We start from the raw sequence: 14546 nt of genomic DNA, 5'->3' as shown, positions 1-14546 counted from the left end.
AAGAAAAGAACGTCATTCCGGATTACTTCACTACCGCCTGCTTGCTGGCCGAGCGGCCGAAACGGGTGGGGAAGTACATCAGCTCAGCTTTGGCAGGGTTGAGGGTGTAGCGCCCCCGGTAACGAGGCTGCAGCGTCACCCGAAACGTGTGGCGGCCCACCGGCAGCACATCCATAAAGATGCCCACTTGGTGGCGCAGGTATTCCCGGTGGACCTCAAAGGAGTTTCCGCTGACTTTATCCCCGTAGGAGCAGCCGGCCGGAATGGGTACTTCCAGCAGCACGTAGCGGGCCTCCGCTTTCACGTCTACGGTCACTTCCAGCTCGGCGGGCTGACCGGCTTTCAGTTCGACGCGGCCACCCTCCTGCCCCGCCAGCCGGGTACGCACCACGAACGGCGCGGCCACGGCGGCCGGCGCGGGGTTCCAGAATGATTGATACGCCGTAGCGTACACCGGCAGCCCGCCCTGTTTGCGGAGCGTGAGCGAACCGGCAGCGGCAAATGTGGTGTCGAACGGAAACCGGCTGACTTCCCGGCTCAGGCTGCCACTGAACTGTACCCGGGCTACGAGGCCCCCACTGGCCGGCACCACCAGGTCGGGGCCGATGGTGGCCAGAATCCGGGCGGTTTCGTAGGTGCTGGCCCAGTGGCCACCAAAACGGCGCTGCTGGAGCAGGTACGTGCGGATACGAAGCAGTTCCAGCTCCTGCCCACCCTGGGCGCGCAGGAGCTGGTAGGCCAGCAGCGTGCTACCCAGGCGGTCAGGCAACAGGTACCGAAAGAAGGTACCGGGCCGCAGCGTATCGGCGAAGAACACGCCACCCAGCTCCGTGCGCAAGCGGTAGCGGCGCAGCGTATCAAGCTGATACGGCAGGCCCAGCTGCTGCCGGAGCTGGGTGAGGGCCAGGTACCGGTCGAGGGGCTGGCGGCCGCGCCGCTCCTGTTCGAAACGGCGCACGAGGGTCGGGAAATCGGGGTTGGCCCCGAGCTGGTGCAGCAGGTGCAGCAGCCGGATCCGGTCGTCTTCGGTGCGGAAATACCCGGTGGCAGCGCGGCCCAGAGCCTGGCGCACGGCGGCATCGGCAAAGGCCTCGTCCAGCTGCCCGAGCAGGTACAGGCGCAGCGGGGCCTTGTCGAGGGCCACCTTGTAGCCCTGCGCTTCGGCCTGCAGCAGCGCCTCCACCACATGCACCGTTGCCCAGGCACTCACCGGCGAAGTTGGCCAGGTCCCCCACAATTGCCCGGGCTGATGACGGCCGCGCAGCAGGTGCCGGATGAGCCGGTCGATATCACGGGCGCCTTTGAAAGGCTGCTGCATTCCGGCCCGGATGCGCTGCTCCAGCAGTAGCCCCGTGAGTTTGGAGGCCGCCTGCTCGTTGCAGAGGTACGCATAGCCCTGCAGGTGACGGATTTCATCGAGCAGCACCGGCAGCGGGTCGCTCTCCAGCCGCACCGTCACGGGCCCCAGGTCGGGGCGCACGGGCAGCGTCAGGGTAGTATCGGCGGCGGTGAGGATGGCGAAGGTGCCCACCCGCTCGCGGGTACCGGCGGGCAGCACCGGCAACTGGCGCAGCTCCCCATCCTGGTAGCCGTTGGGCTGGGTCAGGCTGAAGCTCACCGCCACCGAGTCCGCATCGGTGGGGGCCGTGAAGGTGAGCGTATCGAGCACGGCCGTCACTACCCGGTGCTGGCGCGTGGTGGCCGGGCCCGCACCCACCTGGAAGCTGGTGAGTACCTGGGCGGTATCGGGCAGGTAATTCAGCGTTTTGCCAATCACCTGGGGCCGGTCGCCCTGAATCAGGAAGCGTGGGGCGGCCAGCTCTCCCATCAGGGCTTTAAAGGAACGGAGCTTCTGGGTGAAGGTACCGGTGCGGGCATGGTCGTCGGAGGCCAGCACAAAGGTATCCCAGCCGGTGATGTCGTCGGGAATGATAACATCGGTGCGCGCCTCACCCCGCTGATCTGTCACGAGCGTGGGTCGCCACCAGCCTACGTCGGAGAAGCGACGGCGCAGCGCCAGGCGCGGGTCGCGGCCGGCAGCCAGCGGCAATCCATCGGGACCCAGGGCCTCGGGCCGGCCGTTGAGGCCGGGAGCCGGGCGGCCGGCCACACCGTTTTTAGTGGTGATAATCAGCACGCCATTAACAGCCCGGGAACCGTACATAGCCACCGCCGAGGCCGATTTCAGGACCTCGACTTTGGCAATATTTTCGGGGTCTAATTCAGTCATTGAGCCGCTGTAAGGCAGCCCGTCCACAATCAGCAGGGCCTCCCCCGCCCCGTTGGCCGTACTGGTGCCACGTATCCGGATGGCAGTCCCGCCACCGGGTGCAGTCACGATAGAAACTCCTGCCACTTTGCCGGCCAATCCCTGGTCTATACCAACCGAAGCCACCGAAGCCGCCAACTCCTGCCGCCGCTTCTGGGTGCCGTAGCCGGTTACCACTACCTCACTGAGCTGTTTGGCATCAGCTGCTAAAGCCACATCCAGCACCTGGCTTCCTACCAGCCGCTCCATACTCACATAACCAATGGAAGAAAAAATCAGCACTCCGCCGGCCGGTGGCGCGGAGATGGAAAAGCTACCATCCGAATTAGTGCTTACGCCGTGGGCGGTGCCTTTCAGCAACACCGTCACGCCGGGCAGCCCCTCCCCGCTGGCGCGGTCCGTTACCTGGCCACGCACTACCCGCCAGCCGGGCTGGGGAATGACGGGATTGGCAACCGGAATTTCACGGCGGGCCTCCAGCTGTTCTACCGTAGCCGGCCGTTCAGCCAGCAGCCGCGCCCGGATTTCAGCCTGGAAACGGCGGTAGTACGCTTGCCGCACCGGGCCGCGCGTAAGCCAGTCCAGCGAATCGAGCTGCACGTAGGTGGTGCCGTTGGCCTGCACCCGCAGGTCGGCGTCGGGGGCCAGTACGGAGCTATCGGCCAGCAGCAGGGCCAGGCGGTAGCGACCGGGCGGCAGCGCGTGCAGCGGCGTGGGCAGGTAGCGCAGCAGGCGGCTGAACTGCCGGTTGCCAGGCTGGGTGAGCAGCGTGTAGGCCACCGGTGGCAGGATAGCGCGGCCCGTAGCACCCGACACGGGCAGGCGCACCTCCACCCGCCCCTGCCCGATGGGTGTGCCGGTGGGAACGGGCAGCAGCGGCTCCCGACGCGGCGGCTGGTAGTAGCTGGTAGCGGGGCGGGGCTGCAGGTCGGCTTCGGTGAGGGCGAAGTCAGCAAACGGTAGTACCGGAAACACCACCGAAGCCCGCAGGTCACCGAACTCATCCGTACCCGATACGCAGCGCATTTTCAGCAGACCAGCCGCAAAGGTGTAGCGGTAGCCCGGCTCCCGCAGAAACTTCTGCCGCACGCCATCGGAGCGGCGCAGCAGCACCGAATCGGGTCGGAAGGGGCCGCCAATGAGCGTGAGGCCTTCCTTACCGTACGTGTGGCGGTACGGCCGGGCCGGACGGTTGGGCAGCTGCGGCACCCCCGCGCCCAGGGCCTGGAGTCGGTTGCCCTGCCGCAGCAACACTCGCTCCTGGTAGCTGCTGCGGTCCAGCAGCAGCAGGAAGCGCGCCAGCTCAGCCTGCTCGGCGGGCGTTACGGGGCCGCGCTTTTCCACCGTCAGCTCCCGGCAGGGCCGGTTTGGGTCGATACTGAGAGTGAGCTTGTGCAGGTGCCGCAGGTACACGTCGCGCAGGGTGATAAGGCGGTCGGGCGTGCGGATGGCCACCGTGTGCCGGCCGCTGTCGGCCACCAAGGCAAAGGGCTCGTCGCCGTTGACGGCCGCCACGTACACCGGCCGGCCCGCCACGTACACGGCCACCGTGGGCTGCACCCGACCCGAATCGACCACGAAAGGTGCCAGCTGCGTGATACCGCCGGGAGCCGGCTGATAGTCATAGAACGCGCCGAAATCAGGGTACAGAAACTGGTAGAACCGCAGTGAGTCGAGGCCCAGGCTTTGCCGCCACGCGCCCCAGGGCAAAGGCTGCCGCGCGGGCTCGTCGGCCTGGTTCTCGAACCCCGCGCCCAGCCCGAACCGGCGCACGGAAACGCGCCCCAGCACGGCCGGCTCGAAATCGGGCAGCGCCGGAGCCATTGGCGTTTCAAATTTGCTGGTATGGGCGTAGGCCGTGAGGTCGGCGCGGGGGACGGGGCGGCCTGCGCCGTCGCGCACGGTGTAGCGCAGCTGCACTTTCTGGCCCGGATATACCACCTCGGGCTGGTCGGCTTCAATGACTAACTGATGCTGAGGCAGCGGCACGTTGTACTCAGCCGTGCGCAGTTCCCCGGCCCAGTAGTAGTGTACCGAGGCGTACCAGGTATCGGGGCCGGGCGCGGGCAGCTGCAGGGCCAGATCAGTAGCATAGCCCCGCTGCACCAGCGTATTGCCCCGGTAGAGGTAGTACCAGAACCGGAGCCGGCGCGGGTTTTCCACCCGCAGCCGGATGGAGTCCGGGGTGCGGTCGGAGCGCAGCAGCAGCCCGGCGTTATCGGCGGTGAGCAGCAGCTCGGCGGCGGGCCGCTGCCCATCAGTAAGGCGGTAGCGGGTCACGCCCGCATCCACCAGCCGCCGCAACGGCAGCTGCACCGTTTCGCGGGTGGTTACTTCGCCTTTCTCGGGGGTGACGGTGGTGGTTTCGATGGTGGCCGAAGCGAGCCGCGACTGGCCGCTGGCCACGTAGCGGGCCACCACGGAATCCTGCTGCAGGGTCAGCTGCAGCTCGCCCTCTTCCAGGGCATACGCCACCGTGGCCGCCTGGGTGAGGCGCTCGTTGTCGCCGTTCAGGAATACGGCCTGCACCTGGTAATTGAGGTTGGCGGCAGGCAAGGCCGTGGCGGGCAGGTTGAGGCGGGTTTCCCCGGTGGCGTCCAGGGGCTGGGCCCGGGTCCAGAGAGTATCGGGCACGAACACCTGGCGGCCGGGGAAGCGGCCCACCCCGGCGGGCGTCACGCTCAGGCGCACCCGCGCATCCAGCAGATTCAACTCATTGGCATCCTGCCCGCGCAGAAACAGGGCCTGCGTGGTACCGGCGCGGTGCGTGGTTTCGGCGGTTCGCAGGGTGTAGCGGGTGTTCTTCAGCTCGTAATCTTCCAGCCGAAAACTGCCCGAAGCCAGCGGCCGGCCGGAGCGACCCGGCGGCGTGAGGGCCACCCGCACCGTCTGATCGGTGCGCAGGCCCATAGTATCCAGCAACGGCAGCGTGTATTCGTAGGCCCCCGACGGGCCGGACCGCAGCACCGCCACGAGGCGGGATTTACGGTCCTGGTCGGCGGTGAGGCGCAGCTCCAGGGGGCGACGGCAGGGCCGGCCGTGGCGGTGCAGCACGCGGGCTTTCAGTTGCAGGGTGTCGCTCTGGGGGCGGTAGCGCGGCTTGCTCAGCACCAGGTAGGACTGCCATTTCGCGCCGCGTCGGCTGGCGCGGGTGTCCCGGCGCTGCTCGCGCACGTCCTCGCTGAAGGCGGAGCGCAGCAGTCCGATGGGGCCGGTGTACACGTTGGAAGCATAGCGCAGCTGCCCGGCCAGCGTGCGGACCGGCCGGGTAAGGTAGCCCAGCGGAAACCCGAACACCACCCGCTGGTACACCCGCCGCCAGGTCAGAACCTGCTGCCCGCGCGCGCGCCGCCCCGGAAACGTCTGGGCCAGGGCGTGGTAGGTGGTGCGCCCACCCTGCTCCACGGCCAGCAACCCGGGCCGACCGGCGCGGCCAGGCAGACGGTAGGTTTGGGTGGCGGCATCAAAGGGCACTACCCGGCCCCGGGGCAGCACCAGGCGGGCATCGGGCAGCAGCTGGCCCAGCGAATCGCGCAGCAGCAGCGTGAGGTCTACCTGATTATCCAGCACCGTGAGCTGGCGGCCGGTGCGAGCATGCAGCCAGAACACCAGCTGCGGGCCTTCGGTGTGGGCCACCAGGTAGTAGCCCGCGGGCAGGCGGCTGAGTTGCGCCCGGCCCAGGCTATCAGCCGCCGCCGTTGGAAACGAATCAACGGGCTGGGTGAAGAACTCCGGGCGGGCCGTCGACAGCCCCCGCTCGTAGAGGTGGCGGGTCTGCGGGTCGGTAAGACGGAATATTTTGGTCAGGTAGCTCTGCTGACGGGCGGCGGCCAGCCGCTGGGCCGGGGCGGAGAAGGCCCCGGCCAGCAGAATCAAGCACAAAAAAAACGGGCGTAAGCATGTAGACATAGGCCGGAAAGAATATGATTTCTACCCGTCAGATGCTACTATTCGGCACTTTCCACAATCCACCGTCGACTTTTTTTGCGTACTCTCCGTATTCTGGCCGAATACTTGCCGTTTGGAGCCCTAACTTCGCCTCCCGTTTTGCGGCTTACCTTCTTTTTATGCCTAGACTTCTTCTTGTTCTGTGGCTGGTGCTGATGGCACTGGCTGATGTAGGCCCGGCCCTGGCCCAGGGCGGCCCGGCGGCCCGCGCTAAAATGCGCGGCAAAGTATACGTCCACCGCCCCAATTACCGCACCTACAAAGGCCGCAGCAACAAAATTCGCCGCAAGCGCACGGTGCGCTACCGGCAGAAGTGGTTCCAGTTCTGGCGCCGCAAGAAGGCCAAATCCACCACGCCCCGCCGCTCCCGCAACCAGACGATTGGCAACAGCCAATAGCCTGCGTTCCGGCCGCTTTGTTACCGCTCTTCTCAATCCTTCGGGGTTGGGAAGAGCGTTTTTTTTGTGGCTTGACAAGGACACCTGTCTGACCAGCACAATTTTAACCACCGAAACAGAGTTATTCCGCGGAACGCCAACCAGCATAGTCCATGACTCGCTTCCTGCTCCTGCTTTTCGTAGTGCTGCTGCTCGGCAGCCCACTTTTGCCCGCCGAAGCGGCCCGGCCCACCCGCTACGCCCGGGCCAAGATGCGCGGTAAATCTTACACCCACCGGCCTTCCTACAAGCACTATAAAGGCCGCAAAATCAGCAATAAGCGGCTGGGCGTCTTCCGCAAAAAAGCCCGCAGTCAGTCCTCGTACCGGGTAGGCCGCCATTCCACGCGGTAGTCGGCGGGCGGCTACGCCATAACCTGTCATGCCCAGCGGAGTGCAGCATTTAGCTCAATGATGTAATCCGGATTTCTTTCGCCGCCCGGCATGACAGGCTTTTTTTCGTGGTGCCTATTCCTGCGCCGCGTACCACGCCCGCCGCACCTGCACCAGCAACTGCTCAGCGGCTTCCCGGTCGGGCGTTTCGGGCAAGTCAGACGTGGCAAAAGCGGCTTCCACCTGCTGTACCAGGGCCTCGGCCTCGGCTACCAGCTGCTCGTAGCCGAACTCGCCGCGGCGGATTTGCAGCAGGAAGTCCCGGTTGGGGCGGCGCACGTGCAGGCGGCCGGTGGTGGCAATTTCCTCGGCCATGCCCAGCAGCCGGAACACGTGGAGCATGTTCTTGGCGTCGTAGTTTTTGCCGTGCTGCACGGTGTTCTGATACCGCTCGGGGTTGCGCTTCTGCTCCCACTCCTGGTACTCCCGAAACACCCGGCAATAGGTACTGTAGCCGTTGCGGTTGAAGCTCAGGTAGGCCACCGGCACCTCCCCCTTCGGCACGGCCGAAAGCAGCACGTCCTGGGAGGTATCCGCGTCGCGCAAAAGGCCCCGGTAGCTGTGGCGACGGTCGGGCGTTTCATCCACGAACAGGGCATAGAGGTCCGTCAGGTGGTTGACGTTGGCCAGGCCGCACTGGGTGGCCGCGTAGCCGCGCCGGTCCAGCCAGGTAGCCACCGGCTGCGCGCCCGCGCCCACCGTCACGTAGCAGAAATCCAGCACCGACTTGCGGGCGGGCGGTTCGGGGTGGTTGATTTTCTTGTTGAGGCCCCAGGCTTTACGGATCTGGGCCACGGCGTACTCGGCGAAGCTCTGGCGGCACAGCTGCGACAGGAAATCCTCAACCCGAAACGCCTCGAACAGCGGATGCCGCAGCCGCACGCAGTCCTCGGGTGAGGCCAGCAGCTCCAGGGCCGTGGGGTTGCTTTTGAGCAGCAGCTCCACGAAGCGGCGCAGCTCATAGTACACCTCGTCGTTCGTCTCATTCGCTACCTGAGGTACATAGTCGAGGCCGTAGAACTCGGTTTCGGGCAGGATGAACACGCCTTTCAGGTCCGTGTCGGAGTGGGGCAGGTCGGTGCCGTAGGCGCGGCTGCCGCTCAGGGCCTCAAACAGGATGAGGCCGCGCCGGCGCAGGTCGTCGATGGTCATGGAACTGGGTATAACGGTTGTAGAGACGCGACACTTCGCGTCTCGGCGTTGCTGAAGTTGTTGGAATTGTGTGGCTTCGGTTGTTCTGGCGGGAGACGCGAAGTATCGTGTTTCCACAATTGTTCAAGTAAGCAGCATCCGTAACAAGCAGCTCAATGTCAGGCGTGTTTTCTACTTTTAATCAGTATTTTTTTATGTCTGACCACAGCCACAACCAACGCCAGCATGGCAAACCTGCAGATAACGCTACGACTGACGAAGGAAGCTGATCTGGATGCTTTGTTTCAGTTTCAACTAAATGAAGAGGCGGCGTATCTGGCGGCCTTCATGCCCAAAGACCACACGAATAAGGAAGCATATCGGGAAAAATACCGCCGGTTTTTGCGCGACCCGACCATCCACATGCAGACCATTCTGGTAGACGGCGAGCTGGCCGGTAGCATCGCCAAGTTCGAAATTGAGGGCGAGGCCGAAATTACGTATTGGCTGGACAGACGCTGCTGGGGCCGGGGCGTGGCTACTGCCGCGCTGCGCCACTTTCTGGAGCTAGAGCCCGCCCGCCCGCTCTTTGGCCGGGTGGCCTTCGACAATTTCGGCTCGCAGAAAGTCCTCACCCACTGCGGCTTTCGCAAAGTGGGCACCGACAACGGCTTTGCCAGTGCCCGCCAGGCCGAGATAGAGGAATTTATCTATCAACTCCCCTAGCCCCGTTGCGGAGTTGCTCCACGGTAGCGCCAACTTGGTAGTTCGCGTCCCCGCGCCATTACACGTCATGCGGAGCCCACTCACAGTTGCCGTTCAGCGCTGCGCGAAGCAAAGGCTTCGCGCTACACCCACGCCCGAAACACGGCGTCCAGCGCCGGCGTGGGCTCGAGGTGGCGCGGTACGGGCAGGGTAACGCGGGCGGCCTGGCCAGCGTCGTACTCCTGCTGCAGATACGCCACCAGCGCGGCCGGGCGCGACACGGTGGTTTTCTCGTCGGCGGTGCCTTTGCGGGCCAGTAGCTCCTCTACCGCGCCGTTCAGGTCCGGCGGCAGCAGCGCGCGCAACTGGGCAAACTCCATGGGCGGCACCTGGTCAGGATGATGCTGAATCCAGCGGGCAGCCAGGGCCGAGCGCAGGGCGTAGAACAGCCGCTTGAGGCGCACCTGCTCGCCGGTCAGGTCCTCCGCTACCCCGCGCCGCAGCTGGCCCAGGTAGTGGTGCAGGCCGGCGCGCGGGTTCCAGCAGGCCGGCAGCAGCGGCTGCAGCGCCGCCCGAAACCCGGCCGCTTCCCGGTACACCACCGGCGACTGGAGCCACTCGAACAGGGCTGCATTAGAGCCGCGCAGCAGCTTCAGCGTCTTGCGCAGCTCCCAGCCAGCCAAGTCCAGCTCGTCGTCCACGGGGAAGTTGAGCGTGTCGGGGCCGTCGTCGAGGGTCAGGTACCAGTCGGCCGGGTGGCTGTAGAGGAAGCGCACGTCGTAGTCGGAATCCGGCGAGGGGAAGCCCCAGGCCCGGCTCCCCGACTCGCAGGCGTACAGGATGCGAATGTGGTGCGTGGCTTCGAGCTGGGTAAGGGCGGTTTGGATGCGGACGTGCACGGGAAAGCAGAATGATGGTGCCAATACGACCCGAAAGGTACTTAGTATTCTAAACTGAACGGCCGGCCAGACCTGCTGAAGCCTTTCCGCTTCTACAGGGCCGGCCGGCCGTTAGAATTTGCGTATTACCTCCGTACAACACGCAGGCCCTGCCTGGTCCGATAAGACCTGCATTTTCTACCACGGGCTGATACCCGTTTCAGGCGCGTTGTCGTCGCTGAAAAACTGGCTGGTGGGGCCATCCGGGCCCAATGTGGCTGCGCGTACCAGACGGGCGGCGGCATCGGACACGCTACCAGGGCCGCTGTGGTGGTTGAAATCGGTGGCGGTGTAGCCGGGGTCCACGGCGTTTACTTTGAAAGCCGTGTCGCGCAGCTCGTAGGCCAGCATAATTGTGTAGGCGTTCAAGGCCGCCTTAGACGGTGCGTATGCTGCGCCCTTCACCGGATAATACTTCCAGGAAGGATCCGTATGCAGCGTGAGGGAACCCAGGCCCGACGTTACGTTGACAATCCGGGGTTCCGGTGACTTCTGCAGCAGGTCGATGAAGGCCTGCGTCACCTCAATTACGCCAAACACGTTGGTTTCATACACCTCCTTGATTACGCTGACGCTGGTAGTTAGCGCGGGCTGCGGCATGCCCCCGCTGATGCCGGCGTTGTTGATGAGGACGTCCAGGACGTCGGTTTTCCGGCCCAGCGCCTCGCGGGCGGCAGCTACGGAGGCTTTGTCGGCAACATCAAGCTGGAGTAGTTCCACCTGCGGGTATCCGGTGGCGTGCAGTTGCTCAACGGCCTGCTGGCCTTTTTGCGCGTCGCGGCTGCCCAGGTACACGTAGTAGCCGCGCTGGAGCAGCTGCCGGGCCGCTTCGAAGCCAATGCTTTTGTTGGCCCCAGTAATGAGTGCTTTCTTCATGGTTAGTGGTTAGTTACCTGATGAACAACACAAAGGTACCGGGCACCTTGGGGGCGGATAATATCCATTTTGCGGTACTACTGGTACATTTCACGGGTGGAGGCCCGATACTCGGCCGGCGTCATGCCGGTTTCGCGCTTAAAGAAGCGGGCAAAGTAGGACGCATCCGAAAATCCCAGGTCGAAAGCAATTTCCTTGAGCGACTGATAGCTATAGAAAAGCTGCCGCCGGGCTTCCAGCACCAGCCGCTCATGAATGTGCTTAATGGCGGGCTTACCACTCTGGGCTTTCACCACTTCGCTCAAGTGTCCTGCCGACAGATGGAGCAGCTCTGCGTACGCGCCTACCTCGTGCAATTCGCGGAAGCACTCCTCAATTTTGGCCTGGTAGGTTTTCAGCAGCTGCTTTTCGGCCGACGGCTCGGCACCGGTAAACTGCTCGGTATATAAGCGGCTCAGGTAGGTAAGCAGCACCGTCAGGTAGGCACTCAGCATCTGGTGCTGCCACGGGCCGGGAGCCTGGTACTCGGCTTCCAGTTTCGCCAGCACCTCCTCTACAAAGGCCACATCCGCCGCCGCCAGCTGCAATTCGTGCCCATTGTGGGGATTTTGAATGAGCGGCAGGCCGCGAATGGCAGCGTTCTGCTGCAGGGCCAGAAACTCGTTGGTGAACGTCAGGAAAGTCCCCCACGAGGGCGTGGGCTCCTCTTTGACCATCACCTGGGTGGGAGTCGAGAAGTAGAATGTGTTGTCGTGATGCTCGTAGGGCATCGTGTCTACCCAATGCCGGCCCCGGTTGTGTCTGACAAACACCAGCAGGTAATACGCCTTGCGATGGGGCAGCAGCACGTCCGACTCGTACACCAACCCTCCTTCCGACCGGGCAATGGTAAAGGCATTGCTCCCGGTTGCTTTATCGGGCTTAAACGCATGGACGGGAACCGGTTGCTGGCTCTGAAGCATGTTCATGTCCCAAACCTACGGCTTTTGCAAGGAGCGCCGCAGCTGGTTTTATCGGCCCAGCCACCCTGTACGATTTTTTCCTGATGCGGCCTGATTACTTCCTGTGCCAAGCGTATCCGTAGCCAATCGAAGTATACGTTTTAAAAGTCCACGGTAAACTCCCAGGTCACTGTTTCGATGCGCGTGGCTACGCCATTCTGTCCAGTATATTTGGCCGCCGCGCACCGCTTCGCTGGCCGTAACGCCTCCTTCCTGTGAACTACCGCCGCCTTTTCTGGCTTCTGCCGGGTTTGCTCAGCGCCTGTACTCCCGATACGCCCACCGCCGAACAGCCCATCCAGGCTCCGGCTCCCAGATCTGCCGCGCAGGCTCCCACCCCCACCCCGGCCGATACGCTGGCCACTTTGCACTGGGAATCGGAAATGTGCACCTACACCGGGCGCTACGACACCCGCAAATACACCGCCCGGCAGCTCACCGATACCCACGACCTGCTCCGAGGCGGCCTTCTTTCCACCTCGGCTACCGTTTTCCGGCCCGAGGATATTGCGAAGCTGAGCGTGGATACGCTGGAAGCGGAGTACACCAAGGTGCTGGCCCACGTCAAGGGGTTGCAGCCCGTGCCGGGAGCTCCGTGGCGGGAGTTGAAACGCCGCAAGCTCCAGGAGCTCAACGACCAGTACCGCACTACCAGGCTGACCATTCTGGGCTATGCCAACCCCAGCCTATTGGTAAACTCCACCTACCCGGCCGCGTGCAAAACCTACGTCAGGGGGCTGGCGGCCAACAACGACAGTATGATTATTGCCAGCTGGCAGCAGCTGGTGCGGGAGCAGCAGAAAAATAACAGTATTCCGGAAAGTCTGCAGGAGCGGTTTGAGCAGGAAGCCACCGCGTCCAACTGGCACGAATACGCGCAAGTAGCCCTGATTGGCTTCGGCTGGTGGAACTGCGTCAATGCAACCATCCGAAGCGCCGAACCAACCGAGCAAATGTACCGGCAGTACGAGCAGCTATTCGTAAAGGTGCAGTCGGAGTGCGAGGATGTGGATTGATTGGCCATTACTCAGGTTACCTCCTCCCCGACTGCCTACGCGAGATTAGCCGGCACCCGACAGGAATGCACCACACAACTTCCGTTACCTTACTCCCCTGAATCAACGCTCTGCATCTTATGGCACTGTCTCGTCTGCTTCCCGCCTCCATCCTGCTGGCCCTGTCCCTGGCCGGCTGCCAGTCGAAGCCCGCCGCCACCGAAACGGCCGCTACCGCTGCCCAGGCCGCCGCGCCGGACACAGCTGCCGCCATCAGCGCGGCCAGCATCAGCAAGTATCTGCAGGCGGTTTCCTCGGATGAGATGCTGGGGCGCAAGCCGTTTACCCTGGGCGAGCAGCGCAGCACGCAGTATCTGGCCGATGAGTTCAAGCGCCTCGGGTTGCAGCCGGGCCCCAACGGCACGTACTTTCAGCCGGTACCACTGGTGGAAATCACCGGCACGCCGAGCCCCACCCTGCAAATCAAGGGCAACGGCCAGCCGCTGAACTTGCAGTACAAGACCGATTTCGTGGCCTTCACCCAGCGTGAGCAGGCCGAAGTGAAGGTGACCAACTCGCCGCTGGTGTTTGCCGGCTACGGCGTGGTGGCCCCCGAATACGGTTGGGACGACTACGCGGGCCTTGACGTGAAGGGCAAAACCGTGGTGGTGCTCGTCAATGACCCCGGCAACGCGAGCCAGGATTCCACTTTGTTCAAGGGCCGGGCCATGACCTACTACGGCCGCTGGACCTACAAATACGAGGAAGCCGCCCGCCACGGCGCCGCCGGCCTGCTCATCATCCACGACACCCAGCCCGCCGCCTACCCCTGGAGTGTGGTGCTAAGTGGGGCCACCAGCCCCAAGCTACGCGCCCAAACTCAAAACAAAGGCGCTGACAAGTGCGCCCTGGAAGGCTGGCTGACCCTGGACGCGGCCAAAAAACTGTTCCAGACCGCCGGCCTCAATTACGACCAACTGTACACCGCCGCCAATACCAAGGGCTTCCGGCCCCGGCCGCTGGGCGGCCTCACGCTCACGGCCGGCATCCAAAACAAGCTGCGTCGCCAGACCTCGCGCAACGTGCTGGCCGTGCTGCCCGGCACCACCCGCCCCCAGGAGTACATCCTCTACTCGGCCCACTGGGACCATTTCGGTGTGGGCAAAACCATTGCCGGCGACTCCATCTACAACGGGGCCGTGGACGACGGCACCGGCCTGGCCGCCCTGCTCAGCATTGCCGAAGCCTTCCAGAAAGCCAAGCAGAAGCCCCAGCGCAGCCTCGTGTTTCTGGCCGTGACCGGCGAAGAGCAGGGTTTGCTCGGCTCGGCCTACTACGCCCAGCACCCGCCCTTCCCGCTCAACAAAACCGTGGCCGACCTGAACATGGACATGCTCTGGCCCTACGGCCCAATGAAGGACCTCACCGTCATCGGCTACGGGCAGTCGGAGTTAGAGGACTACGCCCGCGCGGCGGCTAAGGAGCAAAACCGCTACCTGCTGCCCGACCAGACGCCCGAAACCGGCATGTTCTACCGCTCCGACCACTTCAGCTTCGCTCACGTGGGCGTGCCCTCGCTCTACGCCAGCGGCGGTTTCGAGAGCCGCAGCGGCGGCAAGGCCAGCATTGCCCAACAGCGCCAGAACTACACCGCCACCATGTACCACAAGCCCGCCGACCAGTTCGACCCCAGCTGGGACCTGACCGGCATTGCCCAGGACGCCCAGCTCTACTTCCGCGTCGGCCAGCGCCTGGCGGGTGAAACCACGTTCCCGCAGTGGCGTGAAGGCTCGGAGTTCAAGGGGGCGCGGGATAAGAGTATGGGTGGGAAGTAGTTCATGAATTGCTTTAGCA

Annotated in this window: 10 protein-coding genes; 5 read left to right on the top strand and 5 right to left on the bottom strand. The window is 64.1% G+C overall.

The genetic code is table 11. The annotated features are described in order from the left end of the window. Positions 1–22 precede the first annotated feature (22 nt). Complete coding sequence (locus tag EI293_RS08935; protein ID WP_125436783.1) at positions 23–6178, bottom strand: carboxypeptidase-like regulatory domain-containing protein; 6156 nt, start codon at positions 6176–6178, stop codon at positions 23–25. Between the two features lie 158 nt (positions 6179–6336). Between EI293_RS08935 and EI293_RS08930 the strand changes: the two genes are divergently transcribed. Further along, positions 6337–6615 carry a hypothetical protein gene (locus tag EI293_RS08930; protein ID WP_125436782.1) on the top strand — a complete coding sequence of 93 codons (279 nt, stop codon included), beginning with the start codon at positions 6337–6339 and terminating at the stop codon, positions 6613–6615. Positions 6616–6767: 152 nt separating this feature from the next. Continuing rightward, a complete protein-coding gene (locus EI293_RS08925; RefSeq protein WP_125436781.1) occupies positions 6768–7007 on the top strand; it encodes a hypothetical protein in 240 nt (79 codons plus the stop codon). 114 nt (positions 7008–7121) lie between these two features. Here the strand turns inward: EI293_RS08925 and EI293_RS08920 are convergent, their stop codons facing one another. Then, a complete protein-coding gene (locus EI293_RS08920) occupies positions 7122–8198 on the bottom strand; it encodes a DNA polymerase beta superfamily protein (protein WP_125436780.1) in 1077 nt (358 codons plus the stop codon). Between the two features lie 225 nt (positions 8199–8423). On the opposite strand from EI293_RS08920, the gene EI293_RS08915 reads away from it, so the two are divergent. Next, the gene (locus EI293_RS08915) at positions 8424–8903 is read left to right on the top strand and encodes a GNAT family N-acetyltransferase (RefSeq protein WP_125436779.1); all 480 of its coding nucleotides are present in this window, start codon (positions 8424–8426) and stop codon (positions 8901–8903) included. Between the two features lie 122 nt (positions 8904–9025). Here EI293_RS08915 and EI293_RS08910 read toward each other — a convergent pair whose 3' ends face one another. From EI293_RS08910 to EI293_RS08900, 3 genes are all read right to left on the bottom strand, one after another. Next, complete coding sequence (locus tag EI293_RS08910) at positions 9026–9781, bottom strand: nucleotidyltransferase domain-containing protein (RefSeq protein WP_170170318.1); 756 nt, start codon at positions 9779–9781, stop codon at positions 9026–9028. A 177-nt stretch (positions 9782–9958) separates the two neighbouring features. Continuing rightward, complete coding sequence (locus tag EI293_RS08905; RefSeq protein ID WP_125436777.1) at positions 9959–10696, bottom strand: SDR family oxidoreductase; 738 nt, start codon at positions 10694–10696, stop codon at positions 9959–9961. 77 nt (positions 10697–10773) lie between these two features. After that, entirely contained in the window at positions 10774–11664 is an 891-nt protein-coding gene (locus tag EI293_RS08900) for a helix-turn-helix domain-containing protein (protein WP_125436776.1), read from the bottom strand. A gap of 284 nt (positions 11665–11948) precedes the next feature. Between EI293_RS08900 and EI293_RS08895 the strand changes: the two genes are divergently transcribed. Both EI293_RS08895 and EI293_RS08890 read left to right on the top strand, forming a co-directional pair. Beyond that, entirely contained in the window at positions 11949–12713 is a 765-nt protein-coding gene (locus tag EI293_RS08895) for a hypothetical protein (RefSeq protein ID WP_125436775.1), read from the top strand. A 119-nt stretch (positions 12714–12832) separates the two neighbouring features. Continuing rightward, positions 12833–14527 (top strand): M28 family metallopeptidase, encoded by a 1695-nt coding sequence (locus EI293_RS08890; protein WP_125436774.1) that lies wholly within the window; start codon positions 12833–12835, stop codon positions 14525–14527. Positions 14528–14546 lie beyond the last annotated feature (19 nt).

The sequence above is a fragment of the Hymenobacter perfusus genome, from assembly GCF_003944765.1.
Classification (GTDB): domain Bacteria; phylum Bacteroidota; class Bacteroidia; order Cytophagales; family Hymenobacteraceae; genus Hymenobacter; species Hymenobacter perfusus.
The sequence above is the reverse complement of the archived record's forward strand: the minus strand, read 5'-3'. Positions and strand labels throughout refer to the sequence as shown.

Bases quoted from the DNA above. Each gene is read 5' to 3' on its own strand.
- EI293_RS08900 (WP_125436776.1), bottom strand. From the start codon at position 11,664: ATGAACATGCTTCAGAGCCAGCAACCGGTTCCCGTCCATGCGTTTAAG.
- EI293_RS08930 (WP_125436782.1), top strand. From the start codon at position 6,337: ATGCCTAGACTTCTTCTTGTTCTGTGGCTGGTGCTGATGGCACTGGCT.
- EI293_RS08935 (WP_125436783.1), bottom strand. From the start codon at position 6,178: ATGTCTACATGCTTACGCCCGTTTTTTTTGTGCTTGATTCTGCTGGCC.
- EI293_RS08915 (WP_125436779.1), top strand. From the start codon at position 8,424: ATGGCAAACCTGCAGATAACGCTACGACTGACGAAGGAAGCTGATCTG.
- EI293_RS08890 (WP_125436774.1), top strand. From the start codon at position 12,833: ATGGCACTGTCTCGTCTGCTTCCCGCCTCCATCCTGCTGGCCCTGTCC.
- EI293_RS08925 (WP_125436781.1), top strand. From the start codon at position 6,768: ATGACTCGCTTCCTGCTCCTGCTTTTCGTAGTGCTGCTGCTCGGCAGC.
- EI293_RS08920 (WP_125436780.1), bottom strand. From the start codon at position 8,198: ATGACCATCGACGACCTGCGCCGGCGCGGCCTCATCCTGTTTGAGGCC.
- EI293_RS08905 (WP_125436777.1), bottom strand. From the start codon at position 10,696: ATGAAGAAAGCACTCATTACTGGGGCCAACAAAAGCATTGGCTTCGAA.